This is a genomic window from Nocardia pseudovaccinii NBRC 100343, assembly GCF_001613225.1.
Taxonomy (GTDB): Bacteria; Actinomycetota; Actinomycetes; order Mycobacteriales; family Mycobacteriaceae; genus Nocardia; species Nocardia pseudovaccinii.
Map to the genome: position 1 here is coordinate 1 of NZ_BDBY01000249.1, position 20,842 is coordinate 20,842.

A 20,842-nucleotide genomic window follows, 5' to 3' on the forward strand; every position below is an offset into this window, starting at 1 on the left:
CATCGAGGACAAGGCCGGTCTGGCCGCGGTTCCCTCGCTTTTAGCGGCGATCCGGACTAGCAGCAACCTAACCCTCGTATTGCGCTGGCGCGGCATGGAAGACGGGACGTGCGATTGCAACCGCTGATCACCGCATTGACGGTCCAGGACCGTGCTAGTTGAAAATCGCCGGTGTTCAACAACTCGGGAAGACTGGTCCGAGCCGAGTGCGATCAGCTCGGAGCGGCGTCGCTCGGTCGTAATCCGCAGTGCTGCAGGAGACCCCGCCGGTGAATCGCGGGTCAAGTTCCATCCGCTCCACGCCCTCGAAGCAAACCTCGGTCCGATACTCGAACGCCTCGAAGTCGCTGCTGCGCAACAACACTCCTTATGACTGACCGTACATCGGTGGACATACAGATCGCAGCCGACGGTGAAGGGAAGGTTGCTCACACGTCCGCAGCGCCACGCTCGCGGCGCTGCCAGCATCTGGCCACGACCACCGATCCCCGACGAACCCGCCCCATGTTGTCCGGCGCATTTACCGCGAATTCCTGAACGACCGTGGCGACAGAGCGTATGCCCGACATCACATCCTCTCTATACCCTAGGGGGTATATTCTCCAGGTGGCGAGAGAAGAACAGGCCTGGTGGGCAACGAAGAGACGGCCACGCAGGTGCTCACAACCGGTTGCGTCGCGCAGGGCAGCTCGGCGGTGTGATCGCGATGATCGAGAAGGGCGCGACTGCCGAGAGGCTGTCATCCAGCCTCCGGCCGTCGAGGGAGCTGGATCGGAACGGATTCAAGATCGTCGCGACCGGTTTGCGTGAATGCCTGACCGGGCAGAGCGCCGACGGTGCCGACCCGATGAGTGAAGACGGACCCGAGAGGGCTTTTCCTCACTCTCACCTGAACGCTGGTACGCACAACGGATTCGAAGGACAGATCATGACGAACCTACCTCGCCACCAGGGCTGGTCGATCGCCCGCGTGGTGCCGCTGCTGGCGGGGACCTTCATTGTGATCAGCGTGGCTCTGGCCGCGGTGTGGTCGGCCTGGTGGCTGGTCTTCACTGGGCTCGTAGGCGCGAATCTGCTGCTGTACGGCGTCGCGGGCTGGTGCCCGATGACCCTGCTGTTGCGGCGGCTGGGGTTGCCCGCTACGGCCGACTGCGCCGTGTCCTGGACCAGACCGCCGACCGCAGCCCCGATCATTCTCGACAGGAAGTAAGGGTGAACATGAACTTGGCCATCTCCACCACAATGCGCACCGACCGGTTCGACGATGCCGTCGAGCGGACTCGTATCGCTCTGGCCGAACAGGGTTTCGGTGTCCTGACCGAGATAGACATGACCGCGACGCTGAAGGCCAAACTCGGCGAGGACATGGAGGACTACCGCATCCTCGGCGCCTGCAATCCGTCGCTGGCCCACGGCGCGGTCGGCGTCGACCGCCGGATCGGGTTGCTGTTGCCCTGCAATGTCATCGTCCGTCGTGACCCGGCCGATGATGCCACCGTCATCGTCGAAGCCATGGATCCCGAAGTGATGGTTCAGGTTACGGCCGAATCAGACCTGGAACCGATCGCGGCGGAGGCCGCCACCAAACTCCGGGCCGCCATAGACGCCCTGGGCGACCGCTGACGAACTCGCGGTCGTCAGGCGGCGAGGCGACTCGCGGGTCACGGCCGCCGGGTTCACATTTTGCGGCACTGGCTGGGGCGTGCCTGACTGCAGCAAAGGCTCTATCGATCGGCAAACTGGTGAAAAGTCCACTGCGGCAGCAACTGCCGCTGGTTGTCAATGGGTGGATTCAGGTCCGTGCTCGGGCGCGGCCTGCAGGTCGGGCGCGGCGGCGGCCAGCAACGCATCGCGGTCGCGGCTCAACGGAGGATAGATACGCCGGGTGTTGATGGCGCGCTTGGTGGCTTTAGCCTCCTCGCCGCACGCGACCACGTGGCGATCCCAGCCCTCGGTGTACACCGCGCCTGCCGGTCCCAAATCGAGAACCGTTACATACCAAGGGATCCGCAACGGCTTGATGGGTTTGCCCAGAAGATCGCCGATGACGTTGTAACCGGCCCATCGGCCCATCGGGCGGCTGTGCTGGCAGGACATCACCGACATATGCTCGTCGTCCATTCTTGCGGCGGCGACGTCACCGGCGGCGAATACCCCGGGCACACCGCATACCCGCAAATAGTCGTCGACGGGGAGTCGCCCCAGCCGGTCACGGTCGACCCCGAAGTCGGCGGTCAGCGGGTTGGCCCGCATTCCGGCACACCAGACGACGGTGGCGGCGGCCACCACTTCACCCGAAGAGAGCGTCACGCCGCGCTCGTCGATGGCGAGGACCCCGACGCCCAACTTGGTCTCGATCCCGGCGTCGGCCAGCGCCGCCTCGATGACCGGTCGCGCCGATGCGCCCATATCCGACCCGACGAGCGGGTTGCGGTCGATCAGGATGACCCGCGGTGCGACGGCACGTGTCGCAAAGACGTCGGCGAGCATCGCGGGCAGCCCGGTCGCCTCTTCGATCCCCGTCAAACCTGCCCCGACGACGACTACTGTCGCGGCCGCCGGGTCAGCGGGGCCCTCGGCAAGCCGACACAGGTGGGCTTGCAGTCTGATCGCTGCGTCATGGGTGTCGATGTCGAAGCCGAACTCCCTCAGGCCAGGGATATCGGGCTTGACCACCTGGCTGCCCAACGCGAGCACCAGCCGGTCGTAACTGTGAGCGCCTGCGGTGGATTCCACTACCCGCGCCAGCGCGTCGATCGCCGTCACTTCGCCGAGGATGTGCTTGATTCCGACCGGGTCGAGAAGAGCGCTCAGTGGGATGCGGGACGTGCTCAGATCGGTCTCATAATCGCGCACGCGGATGTCGTGGTACGGCGTGGAACTGATCACCGTGACATCGACGGTTCCGACCGCCACACCGAACTCGTCCAGCCGCCGGGCCGCCGCGAGCGCCGCCCACAGACCCGCAAACCCGGACCCGAGAACCACCACACGCGAAGGATCGGTCACCGCAGCGCGCTGCACATCGTGATTCTAATAGTCGGACAGCCGCGCGACGTCGACGGCGATATTCAGCGGGCACTGGCCGAGCAGCGGCGCGCTGACGCCGAAGAAAAAGTCAATCCGCCTCGCCCCGTCCCTGGCGGCTACCCGCGTAGGCGAACTCGCGCAGTTGCCGTACCGCCTTCGGGACCATTTCGACCTCGGCGGGGTGGTTGAGCATCGGGTCGAAGTAGTCGGTCCGGTGCTCGGCGCCCTGGGCCGAGCGCAGGGTGATCTCGGCGAGTTTGTGGGTCGGCCCGGTGATGGGGCTGCCGACCAGGTCGAAGTGCACTTCGTGTTCGAGCAGGTACTCTTCGAGTGCGCCGATGGACGCCGTTTTCGGTTGCGCCGCATCGGGTTCGGCGAACACCCAGGTCGGCATCGAATTGCCGAAGCGGTACGGCATCAGGCCGCCGTACCTGGCGCGTGCCCAGCCGGTCGCGACGGTGATCACGAACCGGCCGACGATGCTGCGGCCCGTGGTCGCGAGCGCGAAGTCCCACGGGTTGTCGTCGTGGTCGAGGACGCGGAACGCGAAGCCGAGCACGTCCGGCGCCGGTCCGGGCAGGCCGGTGCCCTTGGACAGGCGGGCGATGACGGCGCGTTCACCGCTGCCGAACAGGGGCTCGAATTCATCTGCGGCGTGCAACCGGCCCGACAGGTACACCCCGTTGGGGTGGAAGACCCGCGCGTGCCGGAGCCGGGCGCCGACAGCGAATGCGCTTCGCACAACGGTGGCAGGTACATCAACCATGGCGAGTCCTCTCCGGGGTAGACGACGTGTCGTCTCCCGGTTGCCCCGAGCAAGCCGGGATAAACGGCAGGCGCCCCTGCTACCAGAGTGGCCCGTCCGGAAATCGGGGCCCTCTGGTCGCAGTCAGTGATGCTCGCCTTCCTCGTCGAGATAGAGCGCGCCAGCCGGGGCGGTGCCTCATTGCTGCCAGCAACAACTCGATGGCTTGGCGCACCGATCCATCGACCACCTGCGCAGGATTTCCGCCGAACTGATGACGGCGGACTCGTGCCGTGTGCCGTGAGGCGACAGCACCAACGATTTCACCTTCCCAGCTAAGACCGACGATTTCAGAAGGCGATCGGTCTGTTCGGGTAGATTTCGGGGTTAGTTTTCGGGGGTTGTTGCGGAGTTCGGCCAGTCGTCGGGTAACTCGCCGGTCGCCATGAAGATGGTGCGACGGCCGACCTGCACGGCGTGGTCGGCGAACCGTTCGTAGTAGCGGCCCAGCAGGGTCAGATCGACCGCGGTGGTCGTCCCGTCAGCCCAGTCCGCACCGAGCACCGCTGCCATCAGGTCGTGATGCAGCCGGTCCATCGTGTCGTCCTGGCTGTCGAGTGCGGCGGCGTCGCCCGGGTCACCGGACCCAAGCACTGCGGCGGCGCTGGTCGCCATCGCGATAGCGGCCGCCCCCATGCGGGCCACGATCGGTCGCACAGATTCGGGGACCGCGAAGTCGGGGTGCCTGCGGCGCGCGATGTTGGCGATGTGTTCGGACAACACGCCCATCCGAGCGAGGTCACCGACAAGCTGGATCGCGGTGACCACCTGCCGCAGCTCGCCCGCGACCGGGGCCTGCAACGCCAGCAGTGTCACCGCACCGTGCTCACAATCATCGCGCTGAGCGTCGAGGTCGCGGCAGATGTCGATAGCTTGCTCGGCAAGCTCGAGATCGGCGCGCAGCAGGGCGTTGGTGGCGGTCGCGACCGCGGTCCGGTCACGCTGACACATCGCCTGCAACTGGGCGGCCAGTTGGTCGAGCTCCTCGTGGAAGCGAGTCCGCATCCCTCATCTTCACCCATCGCCCGCCACAACACCGTCGAGTGCCACGGCCGAACCAAACAATCCGAAAACTAGACCCGGACAGCCGAAGCGAAAAACTCGCGTGACACCGAGCCAGGGCATTGTCCCCGTTTTCAATCGGAGGCCACGATCAGTACGACTTCGCCCGCGCCCGAACGACTCCCGCGCCCGCTGAGGCGACGCGGCTGCTGGCGAGCCTGTGGACCCGGCGTGATCGCGCCATCGCTGGGTTGATGTTGTGTTGCGGGCCGCCGTCGCGCGAGGTGCTCGTCTTCGAGGTCTCATCCAGCGACCCGGATCCCGTTCTGCGCGTGCGTTTCTGGTGTCGAAGAGTCCGCACCACGGTCAGCCGGTGACCGCGGTGGTTCCGTCGATGACGGTCGGTACGGGTGCGAGCAGGGCGGTGAGGGTAGCGCCGACGGCGGCTCGGGCGGCATCCGCGGAGAGGCCTTGATGGCGACGGAATACCTCCCAGGTTTCCCATGAAGCGGCGGCGTAGGCGGCCTCGCGGGCGGGGCGGTCGAGGCGCTCCAGTTCGGGGAGGTTGACGCGCAGGTGGGCGCACAGGGCGGCGCGGCTTTCCTGCAAACGCTCGGCGAGGACGGCGGATTCGTGCTCGCGCAGCACGGCGGCGCGGCGGGTGCCCGAAATGCGTTCGTACAGTTCGGCTCGCAGCTCGACCAGGGTCTCGATGCGATGACCCGGATCGCCGATCACCGGACGGAGCAGGGGGAACCAGTGTCGCTCCATTTGGGTCTGGGCGGCGGCGGCATACATCGACTCGAGATCGGTGAAGTGATGAAACACCGACCTGGTCGCGACCCCGGCTCGCTCGGCCACGGCCCGTGCGGTCGGTTGCAGATCGCCTTCCTCCGTGAGCGCCAGCACGGCATCGAGTACCGCCTGACGGTTCCTTGCCGCCCGAGCGGTGCGTCCATCCATCGGGATTCATCTTAACAAGCCGCGGCGGTACTTGCACTCATGATGCAAGAACATTTAGTGTCAGGACTATGCACGCACTGCGTACGCCTGAGGAACGGTTCTCAGCCCTGCCCGACTTTCCGTTCCCGCCGCACTATGTCGAAGTCGCGGCCGGTGACGGCGGCGACACCCGCCTGCGGGTGCACTACCTCGACGAAGGCCCGCGCGATGGCGAAGTCGTCGTACTGCTGCACGGCGAGCCGTCCTGGAGTTTCCTGTACCGCAGCATGATTCCGGTGCTCGTCGCGGCGGGCCGGCGGTGTGTCGCGCCGGATCTGGTCGGCTTCGGCCGCAGCGACAAGCCCGCCGACCGAGCCGACTACACGTATTCCCGCCATGTCGAATGGCTGCGAGAAGTGCTCTTCGACCACCTGGATCTCGCGTCCATCACGCTGGTCTGCCAGGACTGGGGCGGACTGATCGGGCTGCGGCTCGTCGCCGAACATCCCGATCGCTTCGCCAGGGTGGTCGCGGCCAACACCGGACTTCCCGACGGAACGGCAACGCTGAGCGACGCCTTTCTCGCCTGGCAGCGGTTCTCACAGGAGACGCCGCGGTTCCCAGTGGGGACCATTGTCGAAAATGGTTGCCGGGCAAAGCTTTCCCCCGCGGCAGTGGCCGCCTACGACGCCCCGTTTCCCGATGAGAGCTACAAGGCCGGTGCCCGTGCCTTCCCGCTCCTGGTTCCGACCCGGCCCGACGACCCGGCCGCCGCGGCCAACCGCTGGGCCTGGGAGCAGCTGGCCCGCTTCGGCAAACCGTTTCTCACGGCCTTCTCCGATGGCGACCCGATCACAGCCGGTGGCGAGAAGATCTTCCGGCACAAGATTCCCGGGGCGTCCGGTCAACCGCACACGGTGATCGAGGGCGCGGGACATTTTCTGCAGGAGGACAACGGCCCTCTGCTCGCGTCGGTGGTCAACCACTTCATGGACGCTTCTTCTCAGCACCCGACCGAAAGGCAGTAGGACACAGTGTCGATAAGCAGGCGTGGATTCTTCGGTAGCGGAGCGGTGGCGACCGCTGCCATGACCATCGGGAGCCCGAGCGCATCCGCCCGGCCACGCATGGACGTTCACCCCGACAAGCCGAATATTCTCGTCGTCATCGTCGACGAGATGCGGGCCCCCATGTGGTTTCCGGAGCAGCCCGTGCTCGACACCATCCTTGCGAACATCGCCGGGTTGCGGTCCAAGTCGGTCTCGTTCGAACAGCACTACACCGCCGCCAACGACTGCACGCCCTCTCGCGGCGCGCTGGTGACCGGCCTGTACTCACATCAGACCGGCTGTCTGTCGACCTCGACCTCGCAGCTGTCGCCGAGCTTCCCGACCTGGGGCTCGATGCTGCGCGAACAGGGCTACCGCACCTCGTGGTGGGGCAAATGGCATTTGGGCCACGACGCCGACACGACCCCGGGCGGGTTGGAGCGTCACGGCTTCGACGGCGGCACCTACCCTTCGCCCAACGGGACGCCCGAGCAGGGCCTGCAGATGGACGGCCGGATCGTCGACCAGTTCGTCGACTGGTTCGATACCGATGCGGGCCAAGGCCCCTGGTGTACGACGGTGTCGCTGGTCAATCCGCACGATGTCCAGTGGTGGCCGCGCTGGACCCGGCGCACCTTGGCGTTCAACAACATTCCGCGCTGGATCGACACTCTGCCCGCCAATCACGAAACCCTCGAACAACTATCGCGCAAGCCTCGTCTGCAGATGGCCTTGGTGCAGGTGTCGGCGGCGACCTTCGGCGTCGCGCCGTACGGCACGCCCGATGCCGACCAGGAGTGGATCGACCTGCTCAATCTCTACCTGTGGTTCCAGCAGCAGGTCGATATCCAGATCGGCCGGGTACTGACGGAATTGGCGACCCGTCCGGAGGTGGCGGCCAATACCGTGGTGGTTTTCACCTCCGATCACGGTGACTACGCAGGCTCCCACGGCTTGCACGGCAAGGGTGGCGGGGCCTACGACGAGGCCATCCGGGTGCCGCTGTTCGTCTACGACCCGCGCGGTGACCTCACTCCGGTAGGCGGCACCCGCACCCAGCTGACCTCCAGCATCGACCTGGCTCCACTGCTGCTGACCATCGGCGCGGGCGGCAACGGCTGGCGCGGCGACGAGCGCTACGCCCATCTGGCAAGCAGACACGATATCGCCGCGGTCTGCCGCGACCCGGGCGCGCCGGGGCGGCCCTGGATCGTGCACACCACCGACGAACACTCCATCGAGGAAGCCGCAGTGCTGTTCGACCGCAACGCACCCGGCCATGTGGTGGCCGTCCGGACCGCCGACGCGAAGTTCGTCCGCTACTCGCACTGGACGCAGGGCTCCGCGGAGATCGACCCGTCGCTCGAAGAGGAGTACGAACTCTACGACTACTCGACCCGCGACGGTGAACTCGAACTGGACAACATCGCCGCGACGGGCGGGAGCCTGCGCGACGCGATGAGCCGGTTGCACGACCGAGCCGTCAGCGAAGAGCTGCACCGACCGCTGCCCGACTACCTGCAGCAGGCACAGCAAGAGGGCTGGAACGACTACAACACCCAGATCGCCGAGCCATTCGGCGAGCAGCTCAGCGACTTCCTCCGCGACGGCATCGGCGCGAAGTAGCCCACCTACTTGTGCGTGTCGCGTTGACCGACGCGTGCCCGGTTCTGAGGATGGGCGGCGTGACCTGGATCGGGAGCGCCGTGCGGGCGCGGGGTGGGTGGCTGTGGATGGTGTTGGTCGTACTGGCCGGTGTGGTAGTCCCGGTTACCCTGGTGCCCGGTATGGGAGGCGCGAACGACGGCGCGGATGCAGAGTGGTCGGCCACTTCGGATATGTTCGCGCCGAACGATTTTCGAGCCGCCCCATATCTGGGCAATGGGCGGATCGGCACGATGCTGCCCCCTAGCGGCGGTGGGTATCACGATTACGGCGACACGGCACGTACCGCGTTTCCATTGCAGCAGCCTCGGTATACCGGCACGTATCTGGCGGGTTTCTATGCCGAAGGGGGTCCCTCGCCGCAGTACACGCAAGTGATCGCGGCGTTACCGGCGTGGTCAGGGCTCACCGTCGGGGTCGCCGGTCAGCAATATCAAGCCGACGTGGATCCGGCGGCCATAAACGACTACAGGCAGACGCTGGATTACCGGACCGCCACGGCGACAACGCAAGTCACCTGGACCCCGGATCCCGAGCATCGGATACGGTTGCGTTACGACACGTTCGTGTCCCGCTCGCGACCCGATCTGGCGGTGCAGCGGTTGACCCTCGCCCCGGACTTCTCCGGAGATCTCGATGTCACCGATCTGATCGACACCGCTGCCACGCGGCGTACGTCCCCGGTGACCGCCTTCGCCGATCCGGCCCGCCAGCAGAGTGTCGCCGGGGTGCGCGCGGACGGCTCGCCGGACACCGCGTTCGTGGTTTCGGCCGTCGATACACCACAGCACACTGTGGCCGCAGCGCTGCCCGCCACCTCCGGGATCCGCTACACCACGCCGGTGACCGAGGGGGGCAGTTACACCTTCACCAAGTACGTGGGGATCTCGTCGACCGACTACGGTCCCGATCCGCAGGCCGCTGCCACCACCGCGGCCGAGTCCGGCCGTACGGACGGTTACAACACCGCACACGGCGCGCATGCCGACGCGTGGGACCAGTTGTGGCAGAAGGGGATCGAGATCACCGGGCGCGACGACTACACCCAGTGGATTCGCGCGGCGATGTATTCGGTGCTGGCCAGCGTCCGTGCGGGCGACCGGTGGTCCGTGCAGCCCGCGGGACTGTCGTCCGACGACTACGGCGGCATAACGTTCTGGGATGCCGACACCTGGATCTTCCCGACACTGCTGGCGCTGTACCCGGACCTGGCGCGCACGATAGTCGACTTCCGTAGCCAGGCCCTGCCGTCCGCGCGGGCCAACGCTCGCGGTTACGGGCTCCCGGGTGCGTTGTATCCGTGGAACGACGGCCCTGCCCAGCGATGCGCCTCACCATGGGTGTGCGGGCTCACCGAGGAACACCTGCACAACGAAATCGCCCTGGCTCAGTGGCAGTACTACACCGCTACCGGCGATCTGGAATGGCTGCACAGCAACGGTGCCCCGGTGATCACCGCGATCGCCGACTATCTCACCGCCCGGGTAGGCCCGAAAATGCCCGACGGCAAATACCATTACGTGCCCGCGGCCGGCGCCGACGAATACGTCACCCTGTCGATCGACAACGCTCTCACCAACGGCGGCGTGATGAACACGATGCGCATCGCTGCCCAGGCCGCGGGGTTGGCGGGGCTGCCGGTCGACCCACGCTGGGCCGACATCGCCGCCAACATGGCCATGCCACCCGAGATCGCTCCCGGCGTACCCGCCGAATACCTCGGGTACACGGGCGCACCGATCAAACAGGCGGATACCGTCCTGCTCAGCTACCCGTTCTCCTACACCGCACCCGGGTACTCGCCGGTCGACACCCTGCACTACTACTTCGACCGGACCGACCCCGACGGCCCGAACATGAGTAATGCCGTCGGCGCGATCCTCAGCGCCGAATACGACCCCTGCCTTACCCAGTACTATCTGGACCAGTCGGTGCAGCCATACGTACGCGGTCCCTACAACTTCCAGTCCGAAGCCCGCGGTGACCGTTCCGGCGCCAATGTACTCGGCCAGGCAGCCTGGATCTTCGTTACCGGCGCGGCCGGTTTCCTGCAAGGACTGCTCTACGCCCCGACCGGTCTGCGCTGGACCGATACGAATCCGCGACTGAACCCCATGCTGCCCAATGGATTCCCACACGGCATGACCATCCACGGGCTCTCGGTGGGTACCGGCACCGTCACCGTCCGCATCACCTCGGACACCACGACGCTCACCCTCACCTCCGGCGACCCGATAACCTTCGACACCCCCGCAGGCCCGGAAACCGTCACCTCGACACGACCGCTGCAAATACCCACCCGATCAGCCTGCTGACCACAGTTCGCGAGTCCGCTGAGGCGTTGTGCCGCGCGTTCGATGTAGGACGCGGTGCAGGTTGGGTGTCGTTTGGTGGCGCTCGTGGCCGCAGGCTCGAGTCACCCCCACTGTCACCCCACGCTTTGGTTGTCGATGTGGCTTCGGTGTCGGGTGCGTACCGGACGTGGACTGCTCGCGCAGCCGAAGGGGCATCGTCCGTCGCGTAGATTTTTCCTGCTCAGCCCTCTGATCGGGCGCCGCGCACCGTTTCGGGCGCAGCCGAGCAGAAGGGCCGGGTTTGCCATCGGTCGACTTGACGTTCCGACAACCGGCCATCGAGAGTCGAGTGTGGTGATGCAGGTACGTTCGGGGTGGCCCGGTGCCGCGGCCGTCCTCACCACGCTGCTGCTCAGGCGGCGGTCCACTGGCTGCCGACCCGGACCGCGTAGTAGCGGTCCTCGAGGATCAAGCGCTCGAACAGTTGAGCCGTGGTCTTCTCGACCGTCATCGCGGTGAGTCCGCTGCCCTCGTCATCGGGGTAGGTGCGTCGCCAAAAATCCCCGAACTGCGTTGTCGTTGTGAGGATTGCGACCACGGGGTCGTTGCCGCCCCAGCAGCCATGGCCGGGCTCGATCGGCGTGGGCTGGTCTTTCTGTTGGACGGCGGCGACCTCGCGCATCCGTGGGGTGAAGCCGTGCACTCGGTGCCCGGCTCGAGGACGACTCACCGGCAGCGGACGGATGACTACGAGTGCGACTTCGACGGTGTTGTCTCCGGTTCGGTGGGCTTGCGGTGATGTGGCGTCGGGTTACGCAGCGCCAACGGCCGGTGACGGCGAAACAGCGGGGAGCCACCGGAAAAACGCCGCGCCCCAACGGGAGCAATAACCGCTGGACGTGGGGCGATCCAGGTCTGCTCAGCAAGGGCCTGCCTGCTTGCGAGGACTACAATTCTCTTGTATGGATGTCAGGCGTCGGGAAGGCGTGGACAGCCTACCGACCACTACCCATAGCTTTGTCGGAAGAGACCGCGAGCTGGAGAAAATCAGCACCCTACTGCTGGGTCCGGCTCGATTGATCACCCTCACCGGTCCGGGTGGGATCGGGAAGACTCGTCTGGCCATCGAAGCGTTGCGCCGTTACGGCAAGGCCGAAGCCAAGAAGACACGGGCCTGGTGGGTGCGATTGGCCCGACTGACTCCAGGCTCGGATACGACCGCGGTCGCAGAAGAAGTTGCCCATGCGGTGATCGAGGCGGATTTCTCCGGGCGATCGGCGTGGGATGCCTTGGTCGACACCCTCACTCGAACCGACTCCACCGGGCGTGCACCGCGCACGGTTCTGGTGCTGGACAACTGCGAGCACGTAGTCTCCGGCGTCGGGCCCCTGATCGCCGACCTGATCGACACCGTACCGGGGCTGACTATCGTGGCCACCAGCCGCGAATCCGTCGGCTGGATCGACGAACACGTAATCACTGTTCCGCCGCTATCGCAGCGCGACGCCCTGGCCCTGTTTCGGCATCGCGCCGAGCTCACCGAACATCCTGTCACCGGCGACGACCAGACTGCCACCGCCGCCGAGATCTGCCATCGCGTCAACAACCATCCCCTCTATATTCAATTGGCAGCCGCACGCCTGCTTCGCCAACCGTTGGCCGCCATTCTGCACGGGCTCACCGGCCATGCCGATGACACTCGAATGAGCTGGTCGCACGGGCCACGCGTGGGCGCCGACCCCCGCCATCGAGGAGTCGTCGATGTCATCTCCTGGTCCTACGAGCTGTGCAGCGACAAGGAACGTCTGCTCTTCGACCGCCTGTCGGTGTTCGCCGCCGGCTACGACACCAATCCCGACGACACCACAGAAGCCGCACCCGATGTGGGCGCCGAGTTGGACGCAATCGAGACAATCTGCTGCGACGATGAAACCAGCGACACGCAAGCGACGCTGACCCGGCCAGAGATCGAGGGCCTGCTCGAGCGCCTTGTCGATCAGTCGTTGGTCACGACGCACAGGACGGCCACAACGGTGCGATATTCCCTGGTGGAGAGCCTGCGGGTATTCGCCCAGCAGCGACTGCACCAGCGCTCCACCAACGCGGTGGACGAACCCGCCCGGCTGGCCCAGCGGCACTGCCGCTACTACCACGACAAGATCGCCTACGCCGCGGCCAACTGGTTCAGTCCCGAGGGGCAAGCCCTGGTGGACTGGGCTCGGACGGTCTGGGCCAACACCCTCACCGCGATCGAAACCAGCATCACTACCCCGGGCCGAGCCGGAGACGGTCTGGAGATCTGTCTAGGGCTGATCACCCTGCAGGTGTGCTTCACCAGCGGCTCGGTACGTGAAATACGCCAATGGACCCTGCGCTGCCTGGACGCCACCCGGACAGCGACCCCGCAGCCCATTGAACTCCAGATCGGGGCCCTGGCCACCATCGCATGGCTCGCCACGCTCCAAGGCACCATCGAGGACGCCGAACAGATGCTCGAGGACTGCGTCGCCGCCTGCATCCCCGACCCAGACACCAGGCGGAACTGGCGAGATACCGCCGAGACCGACATCGGCCTGCCCGCTCCAGTCGAATTCGCGTGGGGGGCGGAGCTGATATTCGCGTGCCGTGACGCCCGCGCCATCACCGTCCTGAGCCGATCCCGGGATAAATTCGAGGCCTACGGCGACCACGGCGCTGCCTCAATGAACGAGCTGTTCGCTGCCCTGGCCGCAGGCATGCTGGGAACCGCGCAGCAAGCCCAAGAGATCACGCAGCGGTACCTCGATCGCGCGAACGTCTCCGGAATTCCATGGGAAAAGGCTTGCGCCGAACTCACCAGGTCGGCCGCCTTGACCCGACACGGCAACCCCACCGAAGCACTGGCCCTCGAACGATCCTCGCTGGCATATCACCTCGCCACCAACGAGCAATGGGCCGCGGTGTGGTTGGTGCAGTACCGGACCTGGTCATTGGCGCAAATCATCACCGACTCGATCGTCGCCGGAAAACCCGACCGCAAGAAACTGGTTGCCCTGGCCACCGAAATCGCCCACCTGGTCGGGGGCACCGCGACCCTACGGGGCAAACTCGGCATCGACATCAAGGCGTCGGGCCCCCTGCTCGACGAATCCGAAAAAGCCATCGCTGTCGCCCGTCGAGTGCTGGGGCCCGACGCCTTCGCCGCGGCAGAAGCCCGAGGCATGCGTCTGCGTCCGGAACGAAACGAAGTGCAACGGCTGGCAATGGGCACACTGACCACCGAGACTTCAGCGGACCAGGCCCCCGCCTCGCACTGGGACGAACTGTCCCGCACCGAACAACAGGTTGCGCTCCTGGCCGCGGCCGGGTGGACCAACACCGCCATCGCCACCCGCCGTGGCAAGTCGTCCCGAACTGTCGACGCCCAGATCTCGGCGATTTTCAATAAACTGGCCATCACTTCACGTGCAGACATCCCCGCGCACATTCCCAAGGAATTCGCCGACCGGGTCCGAGGCGAAACCACCCGACGACCGCGCTGACCAGCGGAACTGACTCGGTTAAAGCCAGGGAACACCGACAAAGTGGCCGTTCGAGATGCCGCGCGGTGATCATTTCCCCTGCCGCCGACACCACCGGATCCCGACTTACTTAGGTAGCTGCATCGGTATGCCGTCGGTATGTCACGGATGTGGGGCCGTTGTCACTGACGCATGGTGGTTGCCGTGCAGGAATTCGGCGCCGAAATTCACAGCGAAGCAGCCGGATCGCAGCCGAGCTCGACCGTTTCGTCGAGTCAACAGTGAACGGGTACGTGCGCACATGCCGCACAGCGATAACAGATCCATCCGGCGCACAGAGACACAATCTCCGGTGGCCGGGCCGACCCCGACCGGAACCGAATCACCCATGACATCTGCTCTATTGCCTCTTGCATACGGATATCTGCGCGACGATCTACTCGGTGCCAGCGACTCGGATTCGAGTGAAGACCGGCTGCGGAACACCGCCAGATCGCTCGGCTACGAGCTGGCTACGGTATTCCATGAACCCTCACCCCAGATCGGGACGCTGCCCCCAGCATTCGTCGACCTCGTCCAGGAATGCCGACGAGCCGCAGCACACGTGGTGATAACCCTGCGCGGGCACATGTCGGAAATGGCCGTATGCCGGATGGTGCTGCTGGCGGTTCTCGACGTGCGAGCCGGCGCCGCAGTGCACGAAGTCGAGGTTTGAACCACTGCCTGGCCGCTGGGGCGGCTAGATTTTGCCGCCGTTCGTTCCCGCGCGCGGCGCGCGTTTCGTTCGATGTCCAACTGCACCTGACCGATGATCGCCTGCGTGCCGTGCGTCGTGATGCGTGGGCTGGGGACAAGTTCTTCACGGGTCTGCTGTCGAACGACGCTGACGCTCGGCGTCGACCAGGGTAGTGACGCCCGTGGCGACAATGGCGCGTGTGGCCTCGACCGAGGCGTAAGTCCACAGGACGGGGCGCAGGTGCGTTCGATGTCGAGGCGCGCGCTCCTGAGTCGGCGCCCGGCTCAGGCACCACCTCGCCGCCATCGAGGCCGGGGGACCCGCGAGCGCTGGTCTCGGCGATGAGCACCGCCGACGAATCGGCGGCCCACGTAGAACGACAAGAATCTGCCGAATGGACCTCGGCCGTACGGCATTGCATTACGCCGCAGTTGACGCCGATCTCGATGCTGTGCGGCGTTTGCTCGGCACCGAGGACGTCAAGGCCCGCGACAACCACGACTGGACACCTCTGCATTTCGCGGCGCAGGCTGGCGCGCCGGAACTGGTGGCGCTGCTGCTCGACGCGGGAGCCGAGATCGACGCCGTGACCGACAAAGGGATGCCGGAGATCTACTGGGCGATCATGTTCTCGGGCGCGGACCCGATCGCTACCGTCCGCTTACTGCGCGCTCGTGGAGCCGACCCGACCAAAGCGACGATGAAGTCGTACTTCGGGCCGAGGAGTCCCCTGGACACCGTGAAGGAAATCATGGGGAGACCGGCCAGCAAGCATGATCTTGCAAGCGACCTCCGACGCCGAACAGGCACCGCCGAGACTGGCCGTTGGGCAAACATGTCGGCGAAGCTGCTGTCCGAATTTCGCTGATGCTGAGGCAGTCTCGTTGATCTGCGGAAGCTGGCGAATCTGCTTCATTTGTATGAGACGGGTGGCTGGAGTGGGCCCGTTTGTTCGGCAACGAGGTCTAACAGCAACGAAGCGTACGAGTGCAGTTGCACGACCAAGTCCCACGTTGCCGGGCGAAGAGGGTTGTACCGAACCATTCACCAAGTGGTCGTGCGGGGAGACCGATCAATGCTTCGCCGACTGTCCGGGCACGCCGATCGGCATGGTGGGACCAAGAGCCGAGCGGGTGCGCAGATGGAAAGCGACCAGCCCGACCAGGACGCTCGCGCTGAACCAGGCCAGTTGCACGGCCAATCCGGCGAACGGTGTGTTCTCGGAGAAACCGGCCGCGGTCGAAGCTTGCATGGCACCGTAGGAGGGCAGCCAGCGCACGAAATCGCCGTCCGCCCCGATACTGGCGATGGGGTTCTGCACGACCATGTCGAAGCAGCTGATCATCGCGATCGCGAACATGCCCTCCACCTCTCGGCGCAGCAGCGTGCCGAACACGACACCGAGTGCCCCGTAGGTCATCGCGTCGCAGAAAAGCGCCGCGGCGAGCAGGATCGGCTGGTGCGGCGACCAAGAAAAGCAGATGGCCACGGTGGCGTAGGCGCTGACCGTCAGCGCGGCCACCACCAGGCAAGCGATTTTCGCCAAACCCAAAGCGACCCGGGGAAACCCGGCCATACACAAACGCCGGTCGAATGCGCCGCTGCTGAAAGTCGCCGCGAACATCATGAATCCGATGATCAGACAGACCGCGGTCAGGGCGCCGGAGATCTGGGCGAGCTCATTGCCGTTGGGGCGCACGACGATATCGGTGTCTCGAAGCCGGAACGGTACCTGTGTGTCTGTGATGATCAGGCCCGCCAGCGTGACGAATAGGGGGATGAAGACAGCGACCAACAGCATGGCGAACCGGTTACGAGCATGCTCGATCAGGCCGTAGCGGGTGGCTGTCACGAACAGCCGTACATTCTCACTCATCCGGCCGATTCCTCTCTGCCCTGCAGGACGCCGTCGCGCAATCGCCACACCTGATCGAGCCGGTCGGTGTCGTAGGCCAGATGCGACACGACCAGAACCGAGCCACCGGTGTCACGGAACTGCGCGACCAGATCCCAGAAACGCAGATACGTTTCCCAGTCGAAACCCTGATACGGCTCGTCGAGTAGCAGAACCTGCGGGTCGTGCATCACCGCCAGCGTCAGGTTGAGTTTCTGGCGGGTGCCGCCGCTCAGCGTCGCGACCCGTTCATCGGCGTATTCGGAGAAACGCAGAATCTCCATGGTCTCCTCGGCCCGCCGCAGATCCGGGACCGAGTAGGCCGCGGCGAAGAAATTCAGGTGCTGGCTAACCGTGAACGCATCGTTCAAGATCACCTGCTGTGGACAGTAACCGAAACGCCCACGGTGGCGGACCACCCCTCGGTGCGGACGTAACTCTCCCGAGAGAACCTTCAACAGCGTCGACTTGCCCGTTCCGTTCTCACCGACGATGCCCACCAGCATCCCCGGAGATAGCGCGAAATCGATGCCACGCAGCACCGACCGCCTGCCGTATGAGTGGTGGACGTCCTGTACTTCCATCAACACCCCTTACCCGCCGATGTAGTCGCCCGACCACCGCTCGAATGCTACCCACACGCCACGAAAACACATGCCAGAACAGCCAATTCACGAATCCATGTACTGGAAACGCTACCGACAGACGCCACCCTTGCCTTCGATGGGCAGTTCGACTCGGCGAAGCCCTGCGGACGTGAAAGCCAGGTACCCGCGCCGGACAGAGGCGACGCGAACTGCGGCGGGTCACCAGTGGCTGGCGTGGATGCGAAATTGTTCACCGGCCGCCGGAGAGAGCCCTGCCGAATATTGGGCGTCCCACTGAATTACCGACCGATCAGTTGCGTACCGACATCCAAATGCCGTCTGCCGCCGTCACTTTCGTGCCGCCTCTCAACGGTATGAGCACCGACACGGACCTTCACTCGCGGTGAACGACACTCGGGTGCCGGGGTTCCCGGCAGCCACGCGTCTTGTAAGTGTCCGCGCTTGTCGCGAGCGAATACCCGGTCCTCGACTCAGCACGCTGGTCCGGATCGACGAGGACCGGGGATCGGGCGGAGCAGTGAAGGTGTGTTGGGTTGCGGGTTTACGGCACAGCGGGAACCCGGTAGTGGTAGAGCTCATGGCGCAAGCGTTCCAAGTCCGGCGCTGTGGAAGCGGAGGTCGGCGTGTACCTGTCGGACTGATGCAGCCAGAACGCCATGTCCCTGCCGTCCTCGTAGATCGAGATGTACTCTTTCCGCCGACCGGATAGACCGGGAATCATGCGAAGGAGCGCGGGGACGTAGCGGCTCACCGCCTCGATCTGGGCACGTTTCTCGGTCAGCTGGTGCCGCACCTGCTCGACGGCTTCGTCGCGGCCGCATCCGGTCTCGTGACAGATCGCCCTGACCAGGTTGTAGGGGACATGATCGGCCTCGTCCCGATCCAGCCCCGCCAGGTCGTTCTCTGCGGCCGTCACCCAGCAGAGAAGTTCCTCGAGGCGGCGGATCACGGGGTGTCTGCGCAGCGTCGAGGGCAGTTCGAGGTCTCGGAACACCTCCAGACAGGCAAGGGCGGTGTCGACCCCAAAGGTCGATATCCGCAGTGGCAGGTAGTCAGCCGTGGTGGGAATGTAGCCGTCGATGCGATGGTGCGCTTCGCGTTCGCAGGCTTCGAACCAGTCTTCGACGTTGTCGAGGAACCGCTCCTGCCAAGCGATGGTGCGGCCTTCGCGCAGGCGTGGCCACACACTCGCCCACGCCTTCGCAATCGCGCCGGGCCGCCACGGAGCCTGCGGATCCTGGCGCAGCACAGCCACCATCCCACGCCGCAGCGCGGTGACAGCTTCCGGATCGCTCAACTGCGGATCCTCGAACAAGTCGTCCCACACAAGGACCAGCACGGCCATGGCGACGCAGGCCATTTCACGGGCGGTCTCCGCCGTCGTTGCGAGCTGTATCGGGAACCCGAACGCTCCTGCCCATCGGTGATGGTCGAACTCGGCCGCAGAGGCGATAAGGCCGGTGTCGGCCATCCAGTTCCTCAGCCAGGACATGGCCTGCGGCGAGAGCAAGTGACTGCCGGTCTGTGGCGGCGTCGAGGGTTTCGAGGCCACCGGGCGGTGAGACCGCCGGTCGAGAACGGACCGGGTATAAGCGGTGATCGCGTGGCGGACGCGCGGGTCGGCGGCCACGGCGGCAAGCCGACCGTCGGCCAAGGCCACGAACTCCTCGGCGACCGCCTGTGCTTCATCCACGGCACCGGAGGCGATCACGAGCTCACGGGCACGCTCGGTTTGCTCCCGCGTCATACGCCTGCCCAGCAGGCGAGCAAGACCGCGGTCGCGGGCAGCTGCGCGGATCACGGGCAAGGTGTAGATGCCCTCGAACAGATCGGTGTTGACCGGCTTGCCCATTTCTTCGGCGGTCGAGGTCAAATCGAGGATGTCATCACACAACTGGTAGGCCAACCCGAAGTATCGACCGAACTCGGCCATCGCCTCTTCGTGCTCATCGGAACAGTCGGCCTGCATCGCACCCACCCGGCACGCCAACGACAGCAACGCCGCCGTCTTTCCGCCGATCGCCTCCAAATAGGACTGCTCACTTCGCGAGCCCACATACTCATCGGCGGCCTCGATCACCATGCCCGCACACATCTGCTCACTAACGATCGCCGCCGCCGAAACTTCACGCTGACCGAGCTCGGCCAACATGCGCGTACCCGAGGACGTCACACAGTCACCCGCCAATACCGCCATATGCGAACCCCACACCGCGTTTGCGCTGGGACGGCCACGACGCTGATCTGCGTGATCGATCACGTCGTCGTGATACAGCGACCCCAGATGCAGCAACTCCACCGCGGCAGCGGCGCGCACCGCCCGGTCACCGGCCGGTGCCGCCGGATCGGTGAGCAGGTAGTACGACAGCAACGTCAACGTCGGACGCACCAGGCGACGAGACGTATCCGGACCCTCGTCGGTCAGCGCGGTCAGCTCAGGCCTGCCCCGAAACTGCACGGGCCCGAGAACATCACGGACACGGTCCAGGTCCGCATCCAGATGAGGGAAGACAGCAGAATCGATCTCAGGTGGCATGCGCACATCTCCTGACTGGTGACATCGGTCATCTACAACGCTGACCCAGCGAAGTTTGACACCACATCACACGGAAGATGTTGGTATCAACCAATTTTGACGCCACGATCACAGCTTCGGCAGTTGGCTGCCGATCAGCAGCCAACGGTGAACGCCCTGCCCGCCGCTCGAGCCTGACATGCCCGGGCACTGACAACAACGGTCGGGACGGTGACGGTGCGCCACTACGCATTCCGTGCGATGGGCGAGCCGAATATCGATCCCGCCGATACGATGCTGTCGCCGCGGGTCGGCTTGCACAGTGATATCAACCACGCATATCTGGATCCTATCGCTACACAACTGGCAAACACTGTCACAACTCCGTACCCGAAATCGCCCGAGTTTCAACGCAATACGAGCCCAGCCGAACACGGAAAGGAGCCCCGGCAACATGCTGTACCGCAACGACGGCAGCGTGGTCGTACTGGACTGGGCCTGGCCATGCAGCAGCACCGCGTGGGTCGACCTCGTCTCGCTGATACCATCGCTTCTGGCCAGCGGAATCGACCCCATCGACCGTTGGCTCGCAGAGGTTTTCGAACCCGAAAGGGTCGAATACACGCTGAACCAGTTGGCGGCCGCGCAACCCGATACGACGGCAACATCGGACCCGCTACGCCGATCGATCGCCGAATGCGACCGCAAACTCGCCAGACATCGCGCCGCTCTAGAGGCCGGTGCGGACCCCGCGATGGTCGCCGCGGACATAACTGCCACAGCATGTTTCGTGATCAGTGCA

The 20,842-nt window shown here is 65.2% G+C and carries 16 protein-coding genes and 2 pseudogenes; 10 read left to right on the plus strand and 8 right to left on the minus strand.

What is annotated here, in order from left to right; genetic code table 11:
* Positions 1–626: 626 nt before the first annotated feature.
* The 3 genes and pseudogenes from NP3_RS50760 to NP3_RS30850 all read left to right on the plus strand — a co-directional run.
* A pseudogene (locus NP3_RS50760) lies at positions 627–877 on the plus strand (metal-sensing transcriptional repressor); the annotation flags it as partial.
* Between the two features lie 51 nt (positions 878–928).
* Positions 929–1,210, plus strand: coding sequence for a YgaP family membrane protein (locus tag NP3_RS30845; protein ID WP_063045134.1), 282 nt, complete (start codon positions 929–931; stop codon positions 1,208–1,210).
* A gap of 8 nt (positions 1,211–1,218) precedes the next feature.
* A complete protein-coding gene (locus NP3_RS30850; RefSeq protein WP_063045135.1) occupies positions 1,219–1,623 on the plus strand; it encodes a DUF302 domain-containing protein in 405 nt (134 codons plus the stop codon).
* 156 nt (positions 1,624–1,779) lie between these two features.
* Here the strand turns inward: NP3_RS30850 and NP3_RS30855 are convergent, their stop codons facing one another.
* The 4 genes from NP3_RS30855 to NP3_RS30870 all read right to left on the minus strand — a co-directional run bounded on the left by NP3_RS30855 (position 1,780) and on the right by NP3_RS30870 (position 5,800).
* Positions 1,780–3,009 carry an NAD(P)/FAD-dependent oxidoreductase gene (locus NP3_RS30855; protein WP_063045136.1) on the minus strand — a complete coding sequence of 410 codons (1,230 nt, stop codon included), beginning with the start codon at positions 3,007–3,009 and terminating at the stop codon, positions 1,780–1,782.
* Between the two features lie 109 nt (positions 3,010–3,118).
* On the minus strand, positions 3,119–3,796 hold the full coding sequence (locus tag NP3_RS30860) for a hypothetical protein (protein WP_063045123.1): 678 nt from the start codon (positions 3,794–3,796) through the stop codon (positions 3,119–3,121).
* Positions 3,797–4,162: 366 nt separating this feature from the next.
* Positions 4,163–4,840, minus strand: a complete 678-nt coding sequence (phoU, locus tag NP3_RS30865) for a phosphate signaling complex protein PhoU (protein ID WP_063045124.1) — start codon at positions 4,838–4,840, stop codon at positions 4,163–4,165.
* A 363-nt stretch (positions 4,841–5,203) separates the two neighbouring features.
* The gene (locus NP3_RS30870; RefSeq protein ID WP_063045125.1) at positions 5,204–5,800 is read right to left on the minus strand and encodes a TetR/AcrR family transcriptional regulator; all 597 of its coding nucleotides are present in this window, start codon (positions 5,798–5,800) and stop codon (positions 5,204–5,206) included.
* A 68-nt stretch (positions 5,801–5,868) separates the two neighbouring features.
* Here NP3_RS30870 and NP3_RS30875 point away from each other — a divergent pair, with 68 nt between their 5' ends.
* Genes NP3_RS30875 through NP3_RS30885 form a run of 3 tightly spaced genes read left to right on the plus strand, consistent with a single transcriptional unit; the run spans position 5,869 to position 10,808 of the window.
* The gene (locus NP3_RS30875; RefSeq protein ID WP_063045126.1) at positions 5,869–6,807 is read left to right on the plus strand and encodes a haloalkane dehalogenase; all 939 of its coding nucleotides are present in this window, start codon (positions 5,869–5,871) and stop codon (positions 6,805–6,807) included.
* Between the two features lie 60 nt (positions 6,808–6,867).
* The gene (locus NP3_RS30880; protein WP_063045137.1) at positions 6,868–8,454 is read left to right on the plus strand and encodes a sulfatase-like hydrolase/transferase; all 1,587 of its coding nucleotides are present in this window, start codon (positions 6,868–6,870) and stop codon (positions 8,452–8,454) included.
* Between the two features lie 59 nt (positions 8,455–8,513).
* Positions 8,514–10,808 (plus strand): glycoside hydrolase family 65 protein, encoded by a 2,295-nt coding sequence (locus tag NP3_RS30885; RefSeq protein ID WP_169814609.1) that lies wholly within the window; start codon positions 8,514–8,516, stop codon positions 10,806–10,808.
* 391 nt (positions 10,809–11,199) lie between these two features.
* On the opposite strand, the gene NP3_RS30890 is transcribed toward NP3_RS30885, so the two are convergent.
* Positions 11,200–11,517 carry a hypothetical protein gene (locus NP3_RS30890; RefSeq protein ID WP_157124665.1) on the minus strand — a complete coding sequence of 106 codons (318 nt, stop codon included), beginning with the start codon at positions 11,515–11,517 and terminating at the stop codon, positions 11,200–11,202.
* 232 nt (positions 11,518–11,749) lie between these two features.
* Here NP3_RS30890 and NP3_RS30895 point away from each other — a divergent pair, with 232 nt between their 5' ends.
* From NP3_RS30895 to NP3_RS30905, 3 genes are all read left to right on the plus strand, one after another.
* The gene (locus NP3_RS30895) at positions 11,750–14,308 is read left to right on the plus strand and encodes an ATP-binding protein (RefSeq protein ID WP_084509203.1); all 2,559 of its coding nucleotides are present in this window, start codon (positions 11,750–11,752) and stop codon (positions 14,306–14,308) included.
* A gap of 367 nt (positions 14,309–14,675) precedes the next feature.
* Complete coding sequence (locus NP3_RS30900) at positions 14,676–15,002, plus strand: hypothetical protein (protein WP_157124666.1); 327 nt, start codon at positions 14,676–14,678, stop codon at positions 15,000–15,002.
* A 415-nt stretch (positions 15,003–15,417) separates the two neighbouring features.
* Positions 15,418–15,891, plus strand: coding sequence for an ankyrin repeat domain-containing protein (locus NP3_RS30905; RefSeq protein ID WP_063045131.1), 474 nt, complete (start codon positions 15,418–15,420; stop codon positions 15,889–15,891).
* 204 nt (positions 15,892–16,095) lie between these two features.
* Here NP3_RS30905 and NP3_RS30910 read toward each other — a convergent pair whose 3' ends face one another.
* The 3 genes from NP3_RS30910 to NP3_RS30920 all read right to left on the minus strand — a co-directional run bounded on the left by NP3_RS30910 (position 16,096) and on the right by NP3_RS30920 (position 20,061).
* Positions 16,096–16,899, minus strand: a complete 804-nt coding sequence (locus NP3_RS30910; protein WP_063045132.1) for an ABC transporter permease — start codon at positions 16,897–16,899, stop codon at positions 16,096–16,098.
* The gene (locus NP3_RS30915) at positions 16,896–17,501 is read right to left on the minus strand and encodes an ATP-binding cassette domain-containing protein (RefSeq protein WP_063045138.1); all 606 of its coding nucleotides are present in this window, start codon (positions 17,499–17,501) and stop codon (positions 16,896–16,898) included. Before NP3_RS30915 ends, NP3_RS30910 begins: the two co-directional genes overlap by 4 nt.
* A gap of 565 nt (positions 17,502–18,066) precedes the next feature.
* Positions 18,067–20,061, minus strand: a complete 1,995-nt coding sequence (locus tag NP3_RS30920) for a polyprenyl synthetase family protein (protein WP_063045133.1) — start codon at positions 20,059–20,061, stop codon at positions 18,067–18,069.
* 433 nt (positions 20,062–20,494) lie between these two features.
* Here NP3_RS30920 and NP3_RS30925 point away from each other — a divergent pair.
* Positions 20,495–20,842 (plus strand): annotated as a pseudogene (locus NP3_RS30925) (hypothetical protein); the annotation flags it as partial.

Coding starts and splice junctions, on each gene's coding strand:
- NP3_RS30845 (WP_063045134.1), top strand. CDS start 929: ATGACGAACCTACCTCGCCACCAGGGCTGGTCGATCGCCCGCGTGGTG.
- NP3_RS30850 (WP_063045135.1), top strand. CDS start 1,219: ATGAACTTGGCCATCTCCACCACAATGCGCACCGACCGGTTCGACGAT.
- NP3_RS30860 (WP_063045123.1), bottom strand. CDS start 3,796: ATGGTTGATGTACCTGCCACCGTTGTGCGAAGCGCATTCGCTGTCGGC.
- phoU (WP_063045124.1), bottom strand. CDS start 4,840: ATGCGGACTCGCTTCCACGAGGAGCTCGACCAACTGGCCGCCCAGTTG.
- NP3_RS30870 (WP_063045125.1), bottom strand. CDS start 5,800: ATGGATGGACGCACCGCTCGGGCGGCAAGGAACCGTCAGGCGGTACTC.
- NP3_RS30875 (WP_063045126.1), top strand. CDS start 5,869: ATGCACGCACTGCGTACGCCTGAGGAACGGTTCTCAGCCCTGCCCGAC.
- NP3_RS30880 (WP_063045137.1), top strand. CDS start 6,868: ATGACCATCGGGAGCCCGAGCGCATCCGCCCGGCCACGCATGGACGTT.
- NP3_RS30895 (WP_084509203.1), top strand. CDS start 11,750: ATGGATGTCAGGCGTCGGGAAGGCGTGGACAGCCTACCGACCACTACC.
- NP3_RS30900 (WP_157124666.1), top strand. CDS start 14,676: ATGACATCTGCTCTATTGCCTCTTGCATACGGATATCTGCGCGACGAT.
- NP3_RS30905 (WP_063045131.1), top strand. CDS start 15,418: ATGGACCTCGGCCGTACGGCATTGCATTACGCCGCAGTTGACGCCGAT.
- NP3_RS30910 (WP_063045132.1), bottom strand. CDS start 16,899: ATGAGTGAGAATGTACGGCTGTTCGTGACAGCCACCCGCTACGGCCTG.
- NP3_RS30915 (WP_063045138.1), bottom strand. CDS start 17,501: ATGGAAGTACAGGACGTCCACCACTCATACGGCAGGCGGTCGGTGCTG.
- NP3_RS30920 (WP_063045133.1), bottom strand. CDS start 20,061: ATGCCACCTGAGATCGATTCTGCTGTCTTCCCTCATCTGGATGCGGAC.